The organism is Aquibium oceanicum (assembly GCF_001889605.1).
GTDB lineage: Bacteria > Pseudomonadota > Alphaproteobacteria > Rhizobiales > Rhizobiaceae > Aquibium > Aquibium oceanicum.
In genome coordinates, this window is record NZ_CP018171.1 from 1663777 (window position 1) to 1685211 (window position 21435).

23 protein-coding genes are annotated in these 21435 nt (G+C 64.2%); 5 read left to right on the forward strand and 18 right to left on the reverse strand.

Annotated elements, in window-relative coordinates; genetic code table 11:
- Positions 1-329 precede the first annotated feature (329 nt).
- Positions 330-1286: a Gfo/Idh/MocA family protein gene (locus BSQ44_RS08255; protein WP_072602931.1), complete on the forward strand. Its 957-nt coding sequence runs from the start codon at positions 330-332 to the stop codon at positions 1284-1286.
- Positions 1287-1343: 57 nt separating this feature from the next.
- Here BSQ44_RS08255 and mnmA read toward each other — a convergent pair whose 3' ends face one another.
- Positions 1344-2525 carry a tRNA 2-thiouridine(34) synthase MnmA gene (gene mnmA / locus BSQ44_RS08260; protein ID WP_072602933.1) on the reverse strand — a complete coding sequence of 394 codons (1182 nt, stop codon included), beginning with the start codon at positions 2523-2525 and terminating at the stop codon, positions 1344-1346.
- Between the two features lie 251 nt (positions 2526-2776).
- Between mnmA and sciP the strand changes: the two genes are divergently transcribed.
- The gene (gene sciP, locus BSQ44_RS08265; RefSeq protein ID WP_024849925.1) at positions 2777-3052 is read left to right on the forward strand and encodes a CtrA inhibitor SciP; all 276 of its coding nucleotides are present in this window, start codon (positions 2777-2779) and stop codon (positions 3050-3052) included.
- 99 nt (positions 3053-3151) lie between these two features.
- Here the strand turns inward: sciP and BSQ44_RS08270 are convergent, their stop codons facing one another.
- Together BSQ44_RS08270 and BSQ44_RS08275 are read right to left on the reverse strand one after the other, a co-directional pair.
- On the reverse strand, positions 3152-3616 hold the full coding sequence (locus tag BSQ44_RS08270; RefSeq protein ID WP_072607941.1) for a paraquat-inducible protein A: 465 nt from the start codon (positions 3614-3616) through the stop codon (positions 3152-3154).
- 151 nt (positions 3617-3767) lie between these two features.
- Positions 3768-4145 carry a flagellar export protein FliJ gene (locus BSQ44_RS08275; protein WP_072607942.1) on the reverse strand — a complete coding sequence of 126 codons (378 nt, stop codon included), beginning with the start codon at positions 4143-4145 and terminating at the stop codon, positions 3768-3770.
- Between the two features lie 435 nt (positions 4146-4580).
- On the opposite strand from BSQ44_RS08275, the gene ctrA reads away from it, so the two are divergent.
- A complete protein-coding gene (gene ctrA / locus BSQ44_RS08280; RefSeq protein WP_072602935.1) occupies positions 4581-5276 on the forward strand; it encodes a response regulator transcription factor CtrA in 696 nt (231 codons plus the stop codon).
- A 130-nt stretch (positions 5277-5406) separates the two neighbouring features.
- On the opposite strand, the gene BSQ44_RS08285 is transcribed toward ctrA, so the two are convergent.
- A complete protein-coding gene (locus BSQ44_RS08285) occupies positions 5407-5775 on the reverse strand; it encodes a response regulator (protein WP_072602937.1) in 369 nt (122 codons plus the stop codon).
- 163 nt (positions 5776-5938) lie between these two features.
- Positions 5939-6568, reverse strand: coding sequence for a histidine phosphotransferase ChpT (chpT, locus tag BSQ44_RS08290; protein WP_072602939.1), 630 nt, complete (start codon positions 6566-6568; stop codon positions 5939-5941).
- A gap of 274 nt (positions 6569-6842) precedes the next feature.
- On the opposite strand from chpT, the gene BSQ44_RS08295 reads away from it, so the two are divergent.
- Together BSQ44_RS08295 and BSQ44_RS08300 are read left to right on the forward strand one after the other, a co-directional pair.
- A complete protein-coding gene (locus BSQ44_RS08295; protein ID WP_072602941.1) occupies positions 6843-7430 on the forward strand; it encodes a DUF1134 domain-containing protein in 588 nt (195 codons plus the stop codon).
- 125 nt (positions 7431-7555) lie between these two features.
- The gene (locus BSQ44_RS08300; protein WP_072602943.1) at positions 7556-8809 is read left to right on the forward strand and encodes a coiled-coil domain-containing protein; all 1254 of its coding nucleotides are present in this window, start codon (positions 7556-7558) and stop codon (positions 8807-8809) included.
- On the opposite strand, the gene BSQ44_RS08305 is transcribed toward BSQ44_RS08300, so the two are convergent.
- The 13 genes from BSQ44_RS08305 to BSQ44_RS08365 all read right to left on the reverse strand — a co-directional run bounded on the left by BSQ44_RS08305 (position 8810) and on the right by BSQ44_RS08365 (position 21387).
- On the reverse strand, positions 8810-9649 hold the full coding sequence (locus BSQ44_RS08305; protein WP_072602945.1) for a TrmH family RNA methyltransferase: 840 nt from the start codon (positions 9647-9649) through the stop codon (positions 8810-8812).
- 89 nt (positions 9650-9738) lie between these two features.
- A complete protein-coding gene (locus tag BSQ44_RS08310) occupies positions 9739-10071 on the reverse strand; it encodes an ArsR/SmtB family transcription factor (RefSeq protein ID WP_072607943.1) in 333 nt (110 codons plus the stop codon).
- A 143-nt stretch (positions 10072-10214) separates the two neighbouring features.
- Positions 10215-10985, reverse strand: a complete 771-nt coding sequence (locus BSQ44_RS08315) for a HugZ family pyridoxamine 5'-phosphate oxidase (protein WP_072602947.1) — start codon at positions 10983-10985, stop codon at positions 10215-10217.
- Between the two features lie 75 nt (positions 10986-11060).
- Positions 11061-12218 (reverse strand): CaiB/BaiF CoA transferase family protein, encoded by a 1158-nt coding sequence (locus BSQ44_RS08320; RefSeq protein ID WP_072602949.1) that lies wholly within the window; start codon positions 12216-12218, stop codon positions 11061-11063.
- Between the two features lie 11 nt (positions 12219-12229).
- Positions 12230-12991, reverse strand: coding sequence for a 3-hydroxyacyl-CoA dehydrogenase (locus BSQ44_RS08325; RefSeq protein WP_072602952.1), 762 nt, complete (start codon positions 12989-12991; stop codon positions 12230-12232).
- Between the two features lie 110 nt (positions 12992-13101).
- Positions 13102-13953 carry an ABC transporter permease gene (locus tag BSQ44_RS08330; protein WP_072602954.1) on the reverse strand — a complete coding sequence of 284 codons (852 nt, stop codon included), beginning with the start codon at positions 13951-13953 and terminating at the stop codon, positions 13102-13104.
- 11 nt (positions 13954-13964) lie between these two features.
- Positions 13965-15230, reverse strand: coding sequence for an ABC transporter permease (locus BSQ44_RS08335; protein ID WP_072602956.1), 1266 nt, complete (start codon positions 15228-15230; stop codon positions 13965-13967).
- Positions 15231-15310: 80 nt separating this feature from the next.
- Positions 15311-16399, reverse strand: a complete 1089-nt coding sequence (locus BSQ44_RS08340; protein WP_072602958.1) for an ABC transporter substrate-binding protein — start codon at positions 16397-16399, stop codon at positions 15311-15313.
- Positions 16400-16526: 127 nt separating this feature from the next.
- On the reverse strand, positions 16527-17606 hold the full coding sequence (locus tag BSQ44_RS08345) for an ABC transporter ATP-binding protein (protein ID WP_072607944.1): 1080 nt from the start codon (positions 17604-17606) through the stop codon (positions 16527-16529).
- A 592-nt stretch (positions 17607-18198) separates the two neighbouring features.
- Positions 18199-19359: a DUF2333 family protein gene (locus tag BSQ44_RS08350; protein ID WP_072602960.1), complete on the reverse strand. Its 1161-nt coding sequence runs from the start codon at positions 19357-19359 to the stop codon at positions 18199-18201.
- 9 nt (positions 19360-19368) lie between these two features.
- Positions 19369-20655 carry a DUF6638 family protein gene (locus tag BSQ44_RS08355; protein WP_072602962.1) on the reverse strand — a complete coding sequence of 429 codons (1287 nt, stop codon included), beginning with the start codon at positions 20653-20655 and terminating at the stop codon, positions 19369-19371.
- A gap of 76 nt (positions 20656-20731) precedes the next feature.
- Positions 20732-21139 carry a type II toxin-antitoxin system VapC family toxin gene (locus BSQ44_RS08360; protein ID WP_235633415.1) on the reverse strand — a complete coding sequence of 136 codons (408 nt, stop codon included), beginning with the start codon at positions 21137-21139 and terminating at the stop codon, positions 20732-20734.
- A gap of 5 nt (positions 21140-21144) precedes the next feature.
- Positions 21145-21387, reverse strand: coding sequence for a type II toxin-antitoxin system Phd/YefM family antitoxin (locus BSQ44_RS08365; protein ID WP_072602964.1), 243 nt, complete (start codon positions 21385-21387; stop codon positions 21145-21147).
- Positions 21388-21435: the final 48 nt, after the last annotated feature.

The following is a 21435-nucleotide window of genomic DNA, read 5'->3' on the forward strand; positions in this document are numbered from 1 at the left end:
TGGCTTGCGCCAAGGCTGGGCGGATATAGTGGCGGCATCGCGAGGCTGTCAAGCGCCTGTGGGAACTCCGTGGTCATGCGCTTCCGCCCGCGGGTTCACGGCGGCAGACCGCTGGAGGCGGCCACTGGACGATTGCCGGGAGCCGGCGCGCGACGATTGCCGCCAGATAGCCGCTGACGATCGCCCGGGTGCCCGCGCGAGGCGCCGGCCGCCAGGCAGACCGCTGGATGGTCGCGGGGTGCCCGCTCTAGGCGGCATGCGTCCGTCCAGGGGTTGAGTTCGGCCCGTCCGCCCGATATGTCAGGCCAACTTTTTCGGACATGCAAGACATGGCGCCACGCATAGCAGTCCTCGGTTGTGGCTACTGGGGAAGCAATCACATCCGCACCCTGAAGAAACTCGACGCGCTTTATGCCGTGTCGGACGCCAATCGTGCGCGCGCCGAGGGTTTCGCGGCCGAGGAGGATTGCCTGGCCATCGCGCCGGAGGACGTCCTGCAGCGCGACGACGTGGATGCGATCGTGATGGCGCTGCCGCCGCAGTTTCACGCCGCGTTCGCCATCCGGGCGGTCGAGGCCGGCAAGGACGTGCTGGTGGAAAAGCCGATCGCGCTGACGGTCGCGGACGCCGAGCGCGCGGTGGCGGCGGCGCGCCAGCACGGGCGCATCTTCATGGTCGGCCACGTGCTGCGCTTCCATCCCGCCTTCGAGAAGCTCAAGGCGCTGATCGACAATGGCGAGCTCGGCGAGGTGAAGTACATCCACTCGCACCGGCTGGGCCTCGGAAAATTCCACACCGAAAACGACGCCCTGTGGGATCTCGCCCCGCACGACCTGTCGATGATCCTGGCAATCACCGGCCAGCCGCCGGTAGAGGTGCGCGGCGAGGGTGCTGCGATCCTCGACAATCTGTCCGACTTCGCACACCTGCACATGCGCTTTGCCAACGGCATCCGCAGCCATCTGTTCACCTCACGGCTCAATCCCTACCGCGAGCGGCGCCTGACCGTGGTGGGGACCAAGGCGATGGCCGTCTTCGACGACGTGGAATCCTGGGAGCGCAAGCTCGCCGTCTACCGCCACGCCGTGTGGCAGGATAGCGGCCAGTGGGCCTTCACCGCCAACGAGCCGGCCTATGTCGAGATCGTCAACGGCGCCATGCCGCTGACCCGCGAACTGCAGCATTTCATCGACTGCATCGAAACCCGCCAGGATCCGCGCACCAGCGGCGAGGAAGCCATCATGGTGCTGCGCATCCTGACAGCCGGCAGCGTCATCCACGACTGATCCGGGAGCGGCCGGGCCCTCCGCAACCACCTTTTCCGATGGGAACTTCGAAACGGCTCAGACCGCCGGCGCTTCGGCGATGCGCGCCAGCATGGCCTCGGCCTTGCCGCTGCGGCGGGTCCGTTCGATGAAGCCGCCGCCCAGCACGCGCGCCTCGTTGCAGTCGTCAGAATAAAGCACGCAGGCCTGACCCGGCGCGACGCCGGTCTCGCCTTCGGTCAGCTCGACCTCGACACCGCCGTCGCGGTTCACATGCAGCAGCGCGGGCCGCGGCGGGCGTGTGGAGCGCACCTTGGCGAACACCTCGACCGGAGTGCCTGCCAGGGCGTCGAGCGGCTCGTCTCCGAGCCAGTTGACGCCGCGCAGCGACACACGGCGCGTCTCCAGGGCCTCGCGCGGACCGACCACGACGCGTGCGGCGTCGGCGTCGAGATGGACGACGTAGAGGGCTTCGCCGGTTGCGACGCCGATGCCGCGCCGCTGGCCGATCGTATAGTGCAATATGCCGTCATGCCGGCCGAGCACGCGGCCGTCGATGTGGACGATGTCGCCCGCCACCGACGCGTTTGGCCGCAGCTTCGCGATCACGTCGGTATAGCGCCCCTGCGGCACGAAGCAGATGTCCTGGCTGTCCTGCTTGGCCGCCACCGACAGCCCGAGTTCCGCCGCCAGTGCCCGTACCTGCGGCTTGGCCATGCCGCCGAGCGGGAAGCGCAGGTAGTCGAGCTGCTCCTGCGTGGTGGCGAAAAGGAAATAGCTCTGGTCGCGGTCGGCGTCGACGGGCCGGAAGAGCGCGCGGTGCACGCCGTTGGCTCGCGAGCGGATGTAGTGGCCGGTGGCGAGCGCCTCGGCGCCCAGTTCGCGCGCGGTGCCCAGCAGGTCGGCGAACTTGACCGTCTGGTTGCAGGCGACGCAGGGGATAGGCGTCTCGCCCGAGGCGTAGCTCGCCGCGAACGGGTCGATCACCGCCTCGCGGAACCGCTGCTCGTAGTCGAGCACGTAATGCGGAATGCCGAGCGTCTCGGCGACCCGGCGGGCGTCCTCGATGTCGCGGCCGGCGCAGCAGGAGCCGGCGCGGTGGACGGCGGCGCCGTGGTCGTAAAGCTGCAGCGTCACGCCGACCACGTCATAGCCCTCCTTCTTAAGGAGGCCCGCGACGACGGACGAATCCACTCCCCCCGACATCGCCACCACGATGCGGGTATCCTCGGGACGGCCGGGAAGGTCCAGGCTGTTCATCGCTCGTTCGCTCTGTTCATGCGCTTGGGATCATGCGTCTTGCAACGCGCAGCCCCCTACATAAGGCAGGCGGGGCCAGGATGCCAGTTCCGCTTCTCGCCCGTGCTTTTGAGCCGCGAAGTGCGGCTTTGAATCGCATTTTAAGAAGTCCCGATTCGTTACGATCCGATTACCGCGTGCTTAGCTATTTTTTAAAGCTGAACCGCTAGTCTGCGGAAGATTGGTACTGAGTGTATTGTGTAGAGAGTGCAATGACCGATCTGGTTAGACCTCGCGTCAAATACGTCATAGGGCCAGACGGCAGCCCACTCACGATCGCGGACCTTCCTCCGTCGAACACCCGCCGTTGGGTCATCCGCCGCAAGGCGGAAGTGGTAGCGGCGGTGCGGGGCGGTCTCCTGAGCCTTGAGGAAGCCTGCCAGCGCTACAAGCTGACGGTCGAGGAATTCCTCTCCTGGCAGGCCTCCATCGACGAGTACGGACTTGCCGGCCTGCGCACCACGCGGATCCAGCAGTACAGGCACTAGCGCCGGTATTGATCCTTCGGATCTTTTCCTTGCGCCATAGCTCTCATCACCGGTCGCGATTGAATTTCCGGGCCCGGGTCCCGCTGCGGCAACCATTCTCTAGCCAGCGGATCCCTTCGCACCGGAGGGACGGTTCAGAAGTGCCGTCGCGGTCGCGGTCAGAACGACAGACAGCGCGAAGAACCAGAGGCCCGGCTTGGTGAAGGCCGTTGCCAGCCCGCTTGTCTTGGCCGCAAAGATCACGAGTGCGACGAGAAGCACGTCGAGCATCGACCAGTTCGCGAGACCTCTCAGCCAGGCGGGAAGGCGCGCATGCGTCTCCGCCCCGCCATGCATGGCGACGTGCAGAAGCGCGAGCTTCAGCGATGGAAACACGATCGAAAACAGGCCGACCGCGGCCGCGAGCAGCCAGTCGCCTCCCACCCACAGCGCGAGCACAATGCCGGCGAGAGACGGTTCGTCGGTGAAGAAATAGAGGCGCTCGACCCGGATCAGCGGCAGAACGATGCCGAGCGCGAAGCAGAGCGTCGCCGCAAAGAGGATCAGGGGGAGGGCGATTCGCATCGCGTGCGCGGTATGTCCGTTCCGGGATTCGAGCCCGGCGAAGATAACGGACGGCGTGCGAAACGCCACCTGCGCGAATTTCCTATGAGAATAATGTTGCCTTCGGCGTCGACGGCCCCGGGAGTGGGCCGTCCGGTACCGTTCGGCAGGGTCAGCCGACGATGGCGCGGCGCAGGTCGGTTTCGGCTTCGCGCACCCGCGCGTCGCGATTCTCGAGATGCTCGGCCTTTTCGAGTTCGGCTTCCGCCTCGCTCAGTCCGGCCTCGGCGGCGCCCTTCTGCTGCAGGAGGTCGAGCCGCGAATTGTTGAGGTTGTCGCGGCGCTGCCGCGCCGCCTTGGCGAAGGTCGGATAGGCGAAGTGATTGATGTCGCTAATGCCCGACCGCTTTTCCTCGATGGAGATCTGGGCATCGAGCTCGGCCGCCATACGGTCGAACTCCGCAATCATGAGGTCCAGTTGCGAAAGCTGACGACGCTTCTCGTTGACCTGAAACTGCTTCAGCCTGACGAGGTTTCCACGTGACTTCATGACCATTAACTCCCGAATACGCTTACTCACCGGACTCCCTAGTCCGAACGGACGCCTCCAGCGCGTTTGGTTCTCGATGGCGAAGAAAGTCCTAAAGAAATTTACCGCCGGTAACCATTCGTTTACGCGCATTATTAATCATAGCGGTGAGGGCTTAAGGGGCGGTAAAAAACACCGTGCATCTTGCAGTCATTCCGGACTTCCGAGTCGGGAGAATCGGTTGCAAGGATTCCTTAAGCCATAACTTTAACGAGTCGCTTCGAAGATTCACGTTTGGATTCAATCAGGTGCGGAAATCAGCTCGACGACGGGATTGCGCTTGCCAGGCGGAATCAGATTTTGTTAACCATTTGGTGGCAGCCTCCGATTCAGGAATGACTGCTTCTGGGCCGGCTCACCGGCACGCCCGGTTCGGCGGCGGAAGAGGGGAATGAGATGCGAGTTCTGCTGATCGAAGACGATAGTGCCACGGCACAGAGCATCGAATTGATGCTCAAGTCTGAAAGCTTCAATGTCTATACGACGGATCTCGGGGAAGAGGGTGTCGATCTCGGCAAGCTCTACGACTACGATATCATCCTCCTGGATCTGAATCTGCCGGACATGTCGGGCTACGAGGTTCTGAGAACCTTGCGCCTGTCGAAGGTGAAGACACCGATCCTCATCCTCTCCGGCATGGCCGGCATCGAGGACAAGGTGAGGGGTCTGGGCTTCGGCGCCGACGACTACATGACCAAGCCATTCCACAAGGACGAGCTCGTGGCGCGCATCCACGCCATCGTGCGCCGCTCCAAGGGTCATGCGCAGTCGGTCATCACGACCGGCGACCTGATCGTCAACCTCGACGCCAAGACCGTCGAGGTGGGTGGCCAGCGGGTGCACCTGACGGGCAAGGAATATCAGATGCTCGAGCTGCTTTCCTTGCGGAAGGGCACGACCCTCACCAAGGAAATGTTCCTCAATCACCTCTACGGCGGCATGGACGAGCCGGAACTGAAGATCATCGACGTCTTCATCTGCAAGCTGCGCAAGAAACTGGACGCGGCCTCCGGCGGGCAGAACTTCATCGAGACGGTGTGGGGTCGCGGTTACGTGCTGCGCGAGCCCGAGGACATGCGCGTCAGCGCATAGCCGAACCCGGGGCGGCGAAGGATTGCCGCCAATACGAATCTGGTCGAAGGCCGCGCATGGAGCGCGGCCTCGTCACATGATTTGAACAACGGCCGATCCGACGTGGTCGTGCGCGGGAAGAGTCGCCGGTTCAGGCGGCGGCTTGCAGGTCCCGGAACCTTTCGACGAGCTGCGCCCGGTTGAAGGGCTTGAGCAGATAGCCGCTCGCCCCCGCGCGTTTCGCGCGCATGATCGCCCCGATGTCGAACTGAAGGATCGAGACGAGGATCCGCACGTGCGCCGCACCCGGCAGCGCCCGCACGCCCTTGATGAAATCGATGGCATTCATGTCCGGGAGCACGGCGTCGATGATGATCACGTCCGGCAGTTCGGCCGTGCACATGGCGAGCGCATCCTGGCCGTTCCCCGCCTCCACCACGATCATCTCAGGTCCGCCGAGTATGCGCTTGACCACTTTGCGGATGATGCTGGAATCATCGACGACCATGCAGCGTTTCATACCTTCACACCCTTCTGGCGCCACGCGATGCGGCGGCCTTCACTACCCCCGCGATCATCCTAGTGGGGAATAGTAAAGGAAAAGCCGATCATGCACGTTAAAGTTCGAGCGAAGGGATGTCGGCGAGGCAGGCGGATGCCGGTTCGGTCCGCCCGTCCGAACGCTACGAAGCCGTCAGCGTGATCTCGTCGGCGCTGGCGTGGATCGCGATCGTCATGGCGGCCTCGCGGGCAAGCAGCAGCGTGTAGTAGGGCTGCACCGCATGGGCGTCGATCGGTTCCTCGGGACGCGCGCCGGAATGCATTTCGAGGAACTTCGGCGGGACGCGAACCATCGGCCCGGTCGCGACGAGCGTGAACTTCGGCGACGTCTCCACATCCGAAAGCGTCACGCGCAGCTTTCCGCCGCGCGGGATGGCGCCCGATCCGATGAGCAGCAGGTTCAGCAGCAGCTTCACCTTGTTCTTCGGCAGGAGGGCTCGGGTGCCCGACCATTCGAGATCCGGTTTCTCGTTGCGGAAATAGGCGGCGGCGACGTTCTCCGCGTCGCCCGTATCGATCTGCATCCCGGCCGAGCCGGCGGCGCCGAACGCGATGCGGGCGAACTGCAGCCGCGCCGATGCCGTGCGCGCGCTCGTGCGGATGAGGTTCATCGCGTCCTCGTCCGCCCCGCCTTCGTCGAGCAATTCGAGACCGTTGTTCAGCGCGCCCACCGGCGAGATGATGTCGTGGCACACGCGGCTGCACAAAAGCGCGGCCAGGTCGGGTGCGGATAGCGAGAAGAGGTCGGACATAGCCAGGGTCTCCGGCACAAGCATCTATGAAGGGACGACCCTAAATCCACCTTCGCGAATCAAAAAGCCGGGCGCCCTTTCCGTGGTTGCACAAGGTGGGAACGCCCGCAAGAATTCGTGAATGCGCCAGCGCGTCGGGAGGGCGGCCCCGGCGTCATGCTTAAGAGAAGGACAAGGATTTAGGTTTACCGTTCTTGAATGATCCAATGCAGCGGACCGCGAGATGCGCCGACATGCGCTCGCGTGGATCCGCGCCAATGCGGAGAAGCATAGAATGGACATTTCCAAGCACCTGCGACGCGCAACGCAGTTGGCCGCAGCCGCGATCATCGCCGCCGGCGCACTGCTCTCCGATCCCGCGCCCTTGGCCGCCAACACCGACGGCTTTTCGGCGCAGGAGATCGTCGATTCGGGCCACAAGTTCTTCGGCGCCACGTCGGGTGGCCTTGCCACGGTCGTCGAAACCCTCTTTGCGCAATATGGCGTTCCGAACGGCTACGTGCTGGGCGAGGAGGGATCCGGCGCGATCGTCGGCGGTCTCACCTACGGCGAGGGGACCCTCTATACCCGCAATGCCGGCGATCATTCGGTCTTTTGGCAGGGCCCCTCGATCGGCTGGGACATCGGCGGACAGGGTTCGCGCACGATGATGCTCGTCTACAATCTCGGCTCGGTGGATTCCCTTTATCGCCGCTATGCAGGCGTGGCCGGATCGGCCTATGTCGTCGCCGGCTTCGGCTTCAACGTCCTACGCTACGGAGACGTCCTGCTCGTGCCGGTGCGCACCGGCGTCGGCGCTCGGCTCGGGGTGAACATCGGGTACCTGAAGCTGACCGAGCGGGCGACCTGGAACCCGTTCTGACCGGATCGCAGACGCCGCTGGCGCTTAACCTTAAGGCGAAGTAAACAGGGTCCTGATCTGGATCGAGACAGCGCCCTCGTGCAGAGTTGCGCTTGGGCACTCATGTTTTTCGCGGACCGGCGGCCTTGATCGAATCCATTCTGTTCTTCTCGCTGGGTTTCCTGTGTGCCGGCTTCCTGGCGCTGATGGTGGCGCCTGCCTTGTGGCGGCGCGCCGTCGTCCTCACCCGCAAGCGCATCGAGTCCACCGTTCCCCTGTCGCTGAACGAGATCCAGGCGGACAAGGACCGCATGCGGGCCGAGTTCGCCATGTCCACCCGGCGGCTGGAGATGAGCATCAAATCCTTCCGCGAGAAGGCGGCGAACCAGATCGTCGAGATCAACCGCAACCAGGAGCAGCTGAAGAAGCTATCCGAGGAGAAGGCGGAAAAGAGCGGCACCATCACCGAGCTGGAATCCCAAGCGAGCGAACTGCGTGGCGAGTTGCGGCTGCGTGAGGAGCAGCTCCAGCAGGTTCGTGACCGGATGGCCGCCGCCGACCGGCAGCTGGAGGAGCGGGCGCTGGAGATCGAGCAACTCGGCCGGATGTACGACGAGGCGAGTTTCGCCGCCAGCAACCGCCAGATCGAGCTTGTGGCGCGCGAGGCGGAATTCGAGCGCGTCTCGGGCGACATCGGCATGCTGCGGACGCAGCGCAAGGAGACGGAACGTCGCTTGCGCGAAATCTCGTCGGAGAACAAGCAGGCGCAGGAAGCCCTTCGCGCCGAGCGCAAGAAGACCGACGAACTCGAAAAGAAGCTGGAGCGGATGGTCACGAGCCTGACCGACCGCGAGGACAAGCTAGACCGGCGCGAAAAGGAACTCGCGCGGCTGAGGGAACAGACCAGACAGTCTTCGAAGACCGAGGACGAGCTCGCGCGGCAACTGTCGGAGGCCGAGGCCCAGCGCGTGAAACTCGAAGCGGAACTGGCCGAGTTGACCTTGCAGATGTCGACGCTGCTGACCTCGGCCACGGGCGGAGACGTGGAGAAGGCGATGGAGAAGCTGAACACCGACCGCGAGCGCCTGGAAGAGCGGCTGGCGCTGCTGGTGCGCGAGAACAAGAAGCTGAAAACCGAGCTCTCGGGCTACGAACGCTCGAAATCCGAGGAATGGGATCAGCAGAAGCGGGAGAACGCCCTGCTGCGCGAGCAGATAAACGATCTGGCGGCCGAGGTCGTGCGGCTGACCGAAATGCTCGACGGACCGGACTCGCCGATTTCGTCCGCGCTTGCCGCGGCGCCGGCGAAGGCGCCGGGCGGAGGCGGAGCGGAACGCGGCTCCGCAAGCCTCGCCGACCGCGTCCGCGCCCTCAAGGAAGCTGCGGCGGCCGGCCGTTGATCATGCGCGCTGCCTGTGCGTCCAAAGCTGATGCAGCACGATGGCCGACGCGGCCGCCACGTTGAGGCTGTCGAAACCGGCCGACATGTCGATGCGGACCGACCGCAGTCTTTCGATCACGTGGTCGGGCAGTCCGTGCCCTTCGCTCCCCAGGAGGATTGCCGTGCGGCCGGGGCAATCGAGCGCGGTGGCGTCGGTCCGTCCGCGCGGCGACAGTGCGAGGCACTCGAAGCGGTGCCGGTCGAGGGCGGCGAGGATACCCTCGACGTTGCCGGACCGCGCGAACGGCACCTTGAGCGCCGCCCCGACGGATACGCGAATGGATTTCCGGTAGAGTGGATCGCAGCTGGTCTCGTCGAGCAGGATGCCGTTAGCCTCGAATGCCGCCGCGTTGCGGAAGATCGCCCCCACATTGTCGTGGTTGGAAATCCCGATGAGAACGGGAAGGACCGCGCGGGCGGGCAGGGCGGAAAGGAAGCCGTCGAGGTCCGGCTGTGTGCGGCGGCGGCCGATCGCCAGCACGCCGCGATGCACGTGGTAGCCGGCCACGGCGTCGAGCACCGGCTTGCCCGCCACGTAGACCGGGACGTGATCCGGCACGCGTCCGAGTAGGTCGCTCAGGCCGTCGAGGCGGCTTTCGAGGATCAGCACCGATTCGGCCTGGAAGGCGGAATGGCCGAACAGCACGTTCAGCACCACCTTGCCTTCCGCGACGAAGCGACCTTCGCGCCCCACGAGATCGCGCTCGCGGATGTCGCGGTACGCTGCCAGCCGTTCGTCGGCCGGATCGTCGATGCGGATAGGATGCGAAACGGCGCTGAGGGCCTCTCGCTGATGCATGTCTGGATCGCGCTGCATCGTGCGCTTAGACGGCAACTGGCGGGTTGAGGTCAACAGCCGGCCGGTTCACGGCCGTCCGGATGTGGCGATCAGGTCGAATGCGCGAGCGCGAGGGGGACCTTGGCCGGCGGGTTCACGAACATCAGGTCGAGCGTCGCGAAGAGGGTCCGGACGTTCTCGGAATTGCAGGAATAGTAGATCGTCTGTTTGTCGCGGCGGGTGCGCACGAGCCCCAGGCTCCGCAGCCTTGCAAGGTGTTGGGACAGGGCGGACTGGCTGAGCCCCACCTTGACGGCGATCGTGCCCACCGCGAGTTCTCCCGAGAGCAACTCGCACATGATCTGTATTCGCTTGCTGTTGGCGAAAGCGGTGAGGAAGGCCGCCGCGTCGTCGGCATGGCGACAAAGTGGTCCCTTTTGCATATTCGCCTCCATCCGTCTTTCAAACTTCGCGACTGGGCACTGCGGATCACGTCCGTTTTCTGAGCGTGCGCTAACGTAGCGTAATTCAGTTTGAGATCGAACGAAAGTCGGATGAGGCGAATTTGTGCCGGGTAAGAAGAAATTCAGGCGCTTTTGTCCGCCTCCCGAGCCTCGGCGGCCATGGAAACAAGGGATTTCCGCATTTCGATCACGGTTTCGAGAGGTTTCGTGAAGAAGACGCGGCGCGAATCATCGCCGCAGGCGATGTCGATCCCGTCCGCGTCGATCCCCGTCATGATCCAGTCGCCGCCTTTCGCCCTTGCGAAATGGCTGGCGTAGAGCGCGATGGCGTCGCGGTGGTCGGCGTTCATGTGGGTGAGCGCGCCCTGCTCCGCCTCCGCAAGTCCCTCGCTGACCGGGCTCCGGGTGAGAAGGTCGGGGGCCTCCAGCAGGTAGGCCTTGCCGAAGCCTCCGTTCAGGCTCGCCCGCTGCGGGCGCAGCCGGAAGAAGGAGAAGTCGCCGAAATCGGCATAGAGCGCCGCCTTCGGATGCCGGTTGAGATAGCGCCGCCGCGCCCGCTTGCCGTCGTCGCTCTCCCGGTCCAGCCGCTCGGCGATGCAGGCGATCGTCACGCGCGGATGGGCAAGCGGATCGCCCTTGCCCGGTTCCCCGAGCAGCAGCGAGCAGCGCGGATCGGCCATCAGGCCGCCTGTGTGCGCGGAAAGGGTCGAGACGAGGATCAGCGGCGATCCATCGAGATCGGTGGCAGTCGCGACGCGGCTCGCGAAGGGCGCCCCCGTTTCCGGTTCCAGCACGGCGAGCGCGCCGTAGCGCGCGGCCCGCAGCAGCGATTTGGCGAGGCGGATGCCTTCCGCGTCGGTGGGACGGATCACATCCTTCTTCTCGCCAGCCATCGTGGATTCTCTCCCTCGTCGGATCATTTGGGCCGCTTCATCCGCTATCTGTAAAAGCGGATAAAAATCGTCAACTTATCCTCCGATCGTGCCGCTCCTGGCAAGGGCTTCCGCGCGTTCCCGGGATACGCCGAAGACCGCGAGTGCCTCCACGCCGTCATCCGTCTTTGCGGAATCGGCTGGCGCGGAGGCGCTCCGGGAAAAGCGCGGCGCCGGCGCGGCGCGCGTCAGCCGGCCCTGGGTCCGGAACGTGCCGCGCGCGAGGTTGAGCGGGTGCGCGGGCGCCTCGGTCATCGACAGCACCGGTGCGACGCAGGCGTCCGTCTCGGCGAAGACCTCCCACCATTCGTCGCGGGTCCGCTGCGCGACCCGATCCGCGATGGCGTCGCGCATCTCGGACCACAGCGACACGTCGTACTGCGCTCTGGAAAACCGCTCTTCCAGCGGCAGGAGCTTCGCGAACTCGGCGAAAAACTGCGGCTCGAGGCATGCCACCGCGATGTGGCGGCCGTCGGAGGTCTCGTAGGTATCGTAGAATGGGGTACCGGAATCGAGCAGGTTCGAGCCGCGCCGGTCGCGCCACAGCCCGGCCGCAAGCATCGCATAGGGCAGGGAACCGAGCGTGGCGGCGCCATCGACCATCGCCGCGTCCACCACCTGTCCCTTGCCCGACCGCGAGCGCTCGAACAGCGCCGCCAGCACCCCGGAAATCAGGAACATGGTTCCCCCGCCGTAATCCGCCACCAGGTTGAGCGGCGGCACCGGCTTGCCGTCCTTCGGACCGATGGCGTGCAGCATGCCGCTCAGTGCGAGATAGGTGAGATCGTGTCCGGCACGCGCGGCCAGAGGGCCTTCCTGGCCGAACCCGGTCATCCGGCCGTATACCAGTGCGGGATTGGCTTCCAGGAGTTCGTCCGGGCCGAGGCCGAGGCGCTCCATCACGCCCGGCCGAAAACCCTCGATGAGGACGTCGGCCCCGGCGGCCAGTTCGCGCATCAGCGCCATGCCGTCCGGCGACTTCAGGTCGATCTTGACCGTGCCGCGGCCTTGCTGGTCGAGGTCGAGTTCGGGCGGCAGGCCGAGGAAGGAGGCTGCAGCGCCGAGACGGGCGACGCGCACCACGGTGGCGCCCATCTCGGCAAGGATCAGCGCCGCAAGCGGCACCGGCCCGAGGCCGGCCATCTCGATGACTTTGAGGCCGCGAAGCGGCCCGGTCCGTTCCTCCTCCCCCATGAACGTTGCGCCTAGCGCGGCGCCATGCGGATCGCGCCGTCGAGGCGGATCGTCTCGGCGTTGAGCATCTGGTTCTCGACGATGTGGCAGGCGAGCGCGCCGTATTCGGCCGGTTCGCCGAGGCGCGAGGGGAAGGGCACCTGCTGGCCGAGCGAGCGCTGCGCATCCTCGGGCAGGCCGGCGAGCATCGGCGTCTTGAAGATGCCGGGCGCGATCGTGCACACGCGGATGCCGGCGCGCGACAGGTCGCGCGCGATCGGCAGCGTCATGCCGACCACGCCGCCCTTGGAGGCCGAATAGGCCGCCTGGCCGATCTGGCCGTCGAAGGCCGCGACGGAAGCGGTGTTGACGATGACGCCGCGCTCGCCGCCCTCCAGCGGCTCGGATTTCTCGCAGATCGAGGCGAACAGCCGGATCATGTTGAATGTGCCGGCGAGATTGACGTTGATGACCTTCTGGAAGGCGTCGAGCGCGTGAACGCCATCCTTGCTCGTCGTCTTCATGGCGATCGCGATGCCGGCGCAGTTGATCAGGATGCGCGGCGATCCGAGTTTGTCGGTGACTTCCTTGAACGCGGCTTCGCCGCTTTCGGCGCTGGAGACGTCGCACTTGACCGCGATGCCGCCGATGTCGGCAGCGACCTTCTCGGCCCGCTCCATGCCGACGTCGAAGACGGCAACCTTGGCACCGCGCGCGGCGAGCGCCCTGGCCGTCGCCTCGCCGAGACCCGAACCGCCGCCGGTGACGATTGCGACCTGACCCGATGCGTCCATGAGATATCCTCCCGAAATGTTATGAAGCAAAACAATCTTGCTTCATCGTAGCGGGAGGAGAGGCGGAAAGGCAAGACGGCCGCCCGTCTTGGCCATGCGACATGGAGGCGTCAGCCGGGCGACATTCCGCGCATGCGCTCGTTGCGGCGACGGATCATTTCCAGCGTCGCGAGAAGCAGGATGGAGAGCGCGACCAGCAGGCTGGCAAGCGCCAGGATGGTCGGGCTGATCTCCTCGCGCAGGCCGGAGAACATGCGAACCGTCATCGGCGTCTGCGTCGGTCCGGCCATGAAGTTCACGATCACCACCTCGTCGAGCGAGGTGACGAAGGCGAACAGCGCCCCCGAGATGACGCCGGGCAGCAACAGCGGCAGGATGACCTTGAAGAAAGTGCGCGCCTGATTGGCGCCGAGGCTCTGCGAGGCGCGGATCAGCGTCTGGTTGAAGCCTGCGAGCGAGGCGGTGACGGTCAACACCACGAACGGCGTACCGAGCACCACGTGGCTGAGGATGATGCCGAAATAGGTGTTCGAAAGCCCCACGCGCGCGAAGAAGCTGAACAGCGCCGCCGCGGTGATGATCAGCGGCACGATCATCGGCGAGATCAGGATCGCCGTGATCAGCGCGCGTGCCGGCATGTTGGGTCGGTTGAGGCCGAGTGCTGCGACCGTCCCAAGCGCCGTGGCGATGATCGTCGAGGAGATCGCGATGAAGAAGGAGTTCGCGATCGATTGCATCCATTCCTGCGAACCGAGGAGGTTTTCATACCAGCGCAGCGAATAGCCCTCCGGATTGAAGGAGAGCATCTCGCGCGTGAAGGTGAAGTAGGGCTCGGCGTTGAACGACAGCGGGATGATGACCACGATCGGAGCGATCAGGAAGAAGAAGATCAGGCCGCAGATGATGCGGAATGCGTAGTGCCACACGCGTTCCGCCGTCGTCGCATAGGTCGGGACAGCCATTCCTACGCCTCCTATCCGAACTTCAGCTTCTCGACGCCCACCAGCCTGTTGAACAGCCAGTAGATGAAGAGCACCGCCACGAGCAGGATGGTCGCCAGCGCGGCCGCCAGCTTCAGCTGCGCGCTCGATCCCTGCATGTTGTCGGCGATCAGGTTGGAGATGAAGATGCCGCTGTCGCCGCCCACCAGCGCCGGCGTGATGTAGTAGCCGATCGCCAGAATGAAGACGAGGATGCAACCGGCCGCGAGCCCGGGAATGGTCAACGGGAAATACACCCGCCACCAGGCGCGGAACGGATGCGCGCCGAGCGATTTCGCCGCCCGCAGGTAGGACGGCGGGATCGTCTTCATCACCGAATAGAGCGGCAAGACCATGAACGGCAGCAGGATGTGGGTCATCGCCACGATCGTGCCGGTGCGGTTGTAGATCATCCGTAGCCGCCCGTCGCTGTCGATGGCACCGAGCCCCACGAGGAGTTCGTTGATGACGCCCTGCTGCTGCAGGAGCACGATCCAGGCGGAGGTGCGCACGAGCAGCGACGTCCAGAAGGGCAGGAGCACGAGGATGAGCAGGAGATTGGAGATGCGCGCCGGCTGCGTCGCCAGCATGTAGGAGATCGGGTAGGCGAGCATCACGCAGATGCCGGTGATCAGCAGGCTCATCCAAGCCGTGCGGAAGAAGAGGTCGCGATAGATCTGGTAGACCTCGGGCCGCGGTGCGATCTCGCCCTGGGCGTTGTATTCGTAGTCCATCGCCAAAAGGTAATAGGTCGGCGTGATCAGTCGCGACTCGCGCTGGAGAATGGTCCAGAATTCGAGATTGGCCCAGTCCTCGTCCTCCTCCAGGAACTTCTCCCTGTAGGGCGCGGACCACTCGTCGACCTGGCGGGACGTGCGCATCATGGTCGAGCGTGCGCCGGGGATCTCGCGGTTGATGCGGGCGGCCGCGCGTCCGATCGTGCGGTTCTCGACCCCCACGATCATGTCCGCGGCCATGGCCTGGAACACGGGTTCGGGCGGAATGCCTTCGCCGTCCCAGGCCGACAGCGCGGAGGCGGTCTGGGGCAGGTACTCGCGGATTTCAGGGTTGTAGATCGAACGCCACATCATGGCGATGATCGGCACGATGAAGACGATCAGGAGGAAGAACAGCAGCGGCGCCACCAGTGCGAACGCGCGGCGGCGCTCGATCGCCTGCGAACGGCGCAACGCCTCCTTGAGAGGCGTTCCGTCGGCCGCCACGAGGGGCGCTTTCGATCTGTCTTCCCTTGTCGCCATCGGTCCTGTCCCGCTTTCGGTAACGGTGAGAGAGGCGGAAGCGGGGCGCCAGGAGCGCCCCGCAACCTTGTCTTGATGGATCAGCCTGCGACCCAGGCGTTGAAGCGCTCCTCGAGCGAATCGCCGTAGTCGGCCCAGAACTGGACGTTGAACGGGATGGCCGTTTCGAGGTTCTTCGGGTTCGTCGGCATGTGCGGCTTCATTTCGATGTCGGTGCCTTCGAACTTGCCCACGAGCGGAGCCGAGGACTTACGCGCCGGACCGTAGGAGATGTACTTCGCCTGGTCGGCGAGGCGCTGCGTGTCGGTCGCGAACTTGATGTAGTCCTTGATCAGTTCCTCCTCGCCGGTGTCGACGGGGACGACCCAGCCGTCGGTCTCGAACATCTGGTGATCCCACATGATCTCGAAGGGCTGGTCCTCGTTGACCTGCGCGTTGAAGATGCGGCCGTTGTAGGCGGTGGCGATCACCGCTTCCTTGTCGGCGAGCATCTGCGGAGGCTGGGCGCCTTCCGACCACCAGATCACGTTGTCCTTGATCTCGTCGAGCTTGGCGAAGGCGCGGTCCTGGCCTTCCTTGGTGGCGAGCACGTCATAGACCTCGTCCGCCGGAACGCCGTCCGCCAGCAGGGCCCATTCCAGGTTCTTCTGCGGGATCTGCTGCAGCGCGCGGGTACCGGGGAACTTCTCGGTGTCCCATATGTCCTCGACCGTCGACGGTCCGCCGTCCGGGAAGGCCTCGGTGTTGTAGGCGAACATCGTCGAGTAGAGGATCTGGGGGATGAAGCATTCGCCCATCGTGCCCTCGACGAAGTCCTCCGAAGCCGGCGTGCCGTCCGGAGCAGGCGCGAGCCACTCGTCCGGATCGATCTGCAGCACCAGGCCCTCGTCGCAGGCGCGCTGCGCATCGGCCTGCAGCATGTCGACGACGTCCCAGGTCACATTGCCGGCCTCGACCTGGGCACGGATGCCGGCGAGCGCATTGGCCGACTTGTCCTCGGTCAGGATGTTGACGCCGGTCTTTTCCTCGTAGGGCTCGTGATAGGCCTTGTCCTGCGAGTTGGAATAGGCGCCGCCCCAGGAGACGATCGTCAGTTCCTTGTCCTGCGCGTAGGCTGCGCCCAGTGCGAGCGTCGCGGCTGTCCCTGTCAGGATCAGAAGTCGTTTCATGTTGACACCTCTTTCTTGTCGTTCGGTTGGTCGAATGGACCTGACGCGCAATCGGATTGCGTCCGGCAATCAGGTCTCGTGAAATCGAAAGGCCGCCGGCTGGCCCTATTCCTTCAAGGCCGCAGCGTCATTCGCCGCGGTCGAGCGCCCGGCAATCCTCGGTCGCCCATCCGATGCGGACCTTGTCGCCCGGATCGAAGCGGCGGGCGCCGAGCCGGTTGCGTGTCTTGACAACGAAGTCAGTGTTTCCGGCCACAGACATGCGCGTTCGGATGTGGTCGCCGAGATAGATCACCTCTTCCACGCGCGCGGTGACGGTGTGGTCGGTGACGCTTTCGTCGGGATCGATCTCCACCCGCTCGGGCCGGATCGACAATTGCGTGCGTTCGCCCGGTCCGGCGTTGATGGCGAGCGCCTTGACCATCTCGCCATTGGTGACTTCCACCTGCGCGATGCCGTCGTTGATCGAACGGATGCGGCCGTGCAGCGTGTTGTTCTCCCCGATGAACTGGGCGACGAAACTGTTGTCCGGCCGTTCGTAGAGATCCTCGGGCGGCGCGAGCTGTTGGATGATGCCGTCGTTGAAGACCGCGATCCGGTCCGACATCGTCAGCGCCTCGCTCTGGTCGTGGGTGACGTAGATCACCGTGACGCCGAGCGATTCGTGGATGTGCTTGATCTCGAACTGCATGTGCTCGCGCAGCTGCTTGTCGAGCGCGCCGAGCGGCTCGTCCATCAGGATGAGTTCCGGCTCGAACACCAGGGCGCGCGCGAGCGCAACGCGCTGCTGCTGCCCGCCGGAAAGCTGCGCGGGGCGGCGGCCGTGGAAGGAGCCGTCGCCCATCTGCACCATGTCGAGAGCGCGCTGCACCTTCTGTTCCTGTTCCGCCTTGCCCATGCCACGCACCTGCAGCGGGAAGGCGAGGTTCTCCGCGATGGTCATGTGCGGGAACAGCGCGTAGTTCTGGAACACCATGCCGATGCCGCGCTTGTGCGGCGGGACGCTGTTGATCGGCCGGCCGCCGAGATAGATCTCGCCATGCGTGGCGGCCTCGAAACCCGCCACCATCATCAGGCAGGTCGTCTTGCCCGAGCCGGACGGGCCGAGCATCGTCAGGAACTCGCCCTTGGCGATGCTGAGGTTCAGGTTCTTAACGACGAGGCTCTCGCCATCGTAGGATTTCTGGACTTCCTCGAACAGCACCATCGGCCGCTCGGATTCCGTCGCCGGCCCAGGCGATTGCGTTTCGGTCCGGGTCTCTGCCGCGGCAACGTCGTTCACTGATGTCTCCTTCGAGATATTTGTCGTGAACTTAGGGCAAAGATGCGGGATTATCAAACCCGAATTCAGAACATCGGGAGATGGCGTTAGAATGCATGTAGAAATATTTTAGTAAGAGCGAAAATGGATTATAATATCGTTGATGTTAAGAAGGAATCTCAGAATAGCGCAATTGCTACTTGCGGGGCGATATCATCAAAATGATTTCTGCAAAAACCATGATATTTATTCAAAAAGACAAAAAAGAAGCGCTGAAGTGATCAAGAAAAGTCAGATCGTGCTTCAAGCCTCGACAAGGACGCTTCGGTTTGCGTCGAAAGTATCCTTCCAGTCAATGGCCTTTTCCAGGTAACAAAAGAGCGGCATCCCCCTGGTTAGGACTCGGACGTCGGAGGGATACGGTTAGTAACAAGACGAATTGGTGAAGAAAATCGGCTCATGCGAACCGATCTCTCCAAAAATACATCTCCGCACCCGCGGCCACCTCCTCAAGCGTTGCCAGCCGTGGCCGCGCGGCCTAACGGTCCAGCACGCTCCTGATCTCGACCAGATTGGACCGGACCCGCAGCACGTAAAAGCCCATGGTGGCGAGGTGCGTCGGCATGATCCAGCCGGCCTCGTCGCCGTTGGAGATGATGAACGGCGTGATCTTGAGCGCGGAAACGATCTGGTCCTCGGTCGTGTCCCACAGCGTCGCCAGCCCGCGGCTGGTGATGACGTCGCCGAAATCGTGCCGCGCGCCCTTCAGCACGCCGTAATATCCGTAAAGCTGCCCGTAGGCGAACCAGAAGCGGTCGTCCGCGCGCACGTCAAACCAGCCCGCATCGTACAGTTCCGATCTCTCGCGAAGGATCGCAGAAGTCGAGCCGATGTCGCTGGCGATGCGGTCGAGGAACTGGACGAGATTGTCGGCGCGCGCGTCGAACACCGCGTCGCACGCCTCGAGCCGGGTGTTGAACGCGTGCAAATGGTCGATGGCCGAGCGGTAGAAGGCGGGCGTCGGCGTCTTGAAGCCGAACGGGTCGGTGCCGAAGTACCAGGTGTACTCGTCGAACTGCATGGCCCCGCGGGCGTCCTGCAGGCTCTGGTCGATCTGGCTCGTGCCCCGCACGCGGCCGAGCGTGTCGACGAGTTCCACTGTGGTCCGGCGGATTGCCTGGTTCACGCCGCGCTGGAAAGACGCCTTGTTGTCCAGGAAGGGCGTGTTGTCCCAGTCGATGCCGAACAGCCCGAGCTTGTAGAGGATCATCGACGAGATCCAGGCATTCTGGTTCACGTTGAAATCAATCAGGTCGGCCGCGACCTCGGTTATGGCCGAGCGCGTACAGGTGCGAATCTCGCCTTCCGAGCCGCGAGCGGACTGTGCGTTCGCAGCCCCGTCCCCGGCCGGAGCCACGCTGTCGCCCGGGTTGGCGGCTGGCGCGGAGACGAACTCGTACCTGGCGGCATATTCGGGGTCGAAGCCCGACCAGACCTGCGTGTTCCAGATGAAGTATCCATAGAGGCCGATCAGCGCGAGAAGCACGATCCCGATCGGTCCCTTGATCAGCCAGCCGCGGCGCGCATACCAGCGGCTCGCTGCCATGAAGGGCCAAAGGATGATGCCGACGACCCATCCGATCCCGCGGCCGATCGCCTGGAAGACCCGGGAAAAGAAGTTGACGATCGGATCGAGCATATTCACCCCCTAATCGGCCAGCCCGTAGAGCCGTGCCCTGAAACCCGCCTTGTCGCTGAGATAGTTGGTCTTGAGCATGTCCACAACATGACCGCGCCAGGCCTCGTCGAAGCCCTCGTAGTCCTTGTAGAAGGTCTGCTTGTTGAAGACGTAGCGCGACATGAAGTCGTCCGGCACGAAATCGGCGATCAGCATGTTGGTCAGCCAGGCGTCCGGATGCTCCGGCTTGGCTCGCACCAGAAGAAAGCGCCGCGCCGGGTCGATCTCGTTCAGATCGATCCGCCCGGTCTGCACCGCCTCCCGCTTGGCCGCGTTCAGGAAGGGGAAGGTGCCGTCGCGGTTGACCTCGTCGGCATGGTTGTGGATCCAGGTCTGCAGCCAGACCTTGTCGATGCGTGCCGGATCCGCCCCAGGGTCGATCCGCCGGATGAGGCCGCGCATCGTCATTTGCGCGCGATGTTCGAGATAGCCGGACTGGTCGAGCCAGGATTCGCGCGGCAGGTCGAGCCGGCCGGTCGAGAGCAGGAAATCGAAGACCCGCTCCGCGTCGTTGATCGACAGATAGCTGACCTGCCAGGGCCGCGACCGGCGGAAGCCCGGCGCCGACGGATCGGAGATAACGGTCGTCATGTCGGGATCGACGAAGACGTAGAGCCCACCGAAATGGCTCGTCCAGAAGGCATTGTGGCGGAAGATCACCTGGTCGGGCACCAGCGCGTTCTCGCGGATGTCGCCGCAAACCTTCGCGAGTTCCACCATGCGCGACAACATGGCGTCGTCGCGCCAGGCCTCCGGTTCCTGCTTCAGCCGGTCGGCGAGACGCCCGAGTTCGGCAGCTTTACCCAGAACGTCCTCGGCCGAGAGCACCCGGAACTCGACCTGGTTGATCGATAGCAGGTCCTCGATGTCCTCCACCCGCGCGACCGAATCCTCGATCTCCCCGTAGATCACGTCCTTGATGGTGAGCGCGTCGATGGCGCGGCGGTTGCGCGACAGGAACTCGTACATCAGCTGCGAGGTGTTGGAGAACGCCGTGTGCACCACCGGCAGCTCGATCTGCGCCGGCGTGAGGATGATGAAGCGCCGGTTCACCTCGTAGGGATCGAGGTAGCTGTAGTCGCCCAGTTCCTCGGCCACCTGCGGCGAAAACCCCGTCCGGTCGATCTCGAAGCTCGAAAGCTGCGTCGGCTTCAACCCGAACGCCGCCAGCGCCTTGTTGTAGCGCTCGATGAGATGGACGCCTTCCACGGTCAGCAGCCGCCCGTAGATCAGCTCGTTGTCGCGCAGGAGATTCATCGCGCGGCACTCCGGTTCTCGCCATTCACGGGCAAAAGGTTCCGGGTCTGCCTGGTGTGGGTGACCTCCATTTCGATCAACCCAGCGGAACGGCCAGCGGCACACCTGCTCGCTGGGTTGCACGCGCCAGTGCGTCGTCAAACGTGGCGAGCGGCAATGCGAGACGCTGTGCGAGCTCCAGGTAAAGTGCATCGTACACGGTCAACCGGTAGAGGTCGGCCAGTTCGATGGCAGTCTTCATTCGCTCCACTCCCTCAAGGTCTCTGACGAGATTGAGCCGGGGGAAACTCTCATACGCGGCCGCTCGCGCCCGCTCATCTATCCTGCCCTTCCTCACGGCCATGGTGAGGCCGTTCGCCAACTCCGCGGGGAAATGGAAGGGAACATGGCCGCCTTCGTTGATCACGCGGTCCAGCACTTCGTCGGCCGCGCGAGACCATTCGTCCGGGAGCGTCCAGGCCATGGCCATCGAATTGTCGATCACGAAACTCAATAGCGACGTCCCAAATTGACCAGATCCTTGAGGCTCTCGGGTCCGGTTCGCGCCTGGGCGCGGATGGCGCGAAGCACCTCCGCCGCCTCCCTCGCTCTACTCACGTCCCGTCCGGTGGTCGGCACCAGCCGCGCGACCGGTTTCCCGTTGCGGGTGATCTCGATCTCCTCGCCAGCCTGGACGAGTTCGATGAGAGCGCTCAGCCTGTTCTTTGCCTCGAAGGTACCAACCTGGCGCATGGTGATGTCCTGTCTAATCTAGCTAAGCTAGATATACATCCCGCCCGG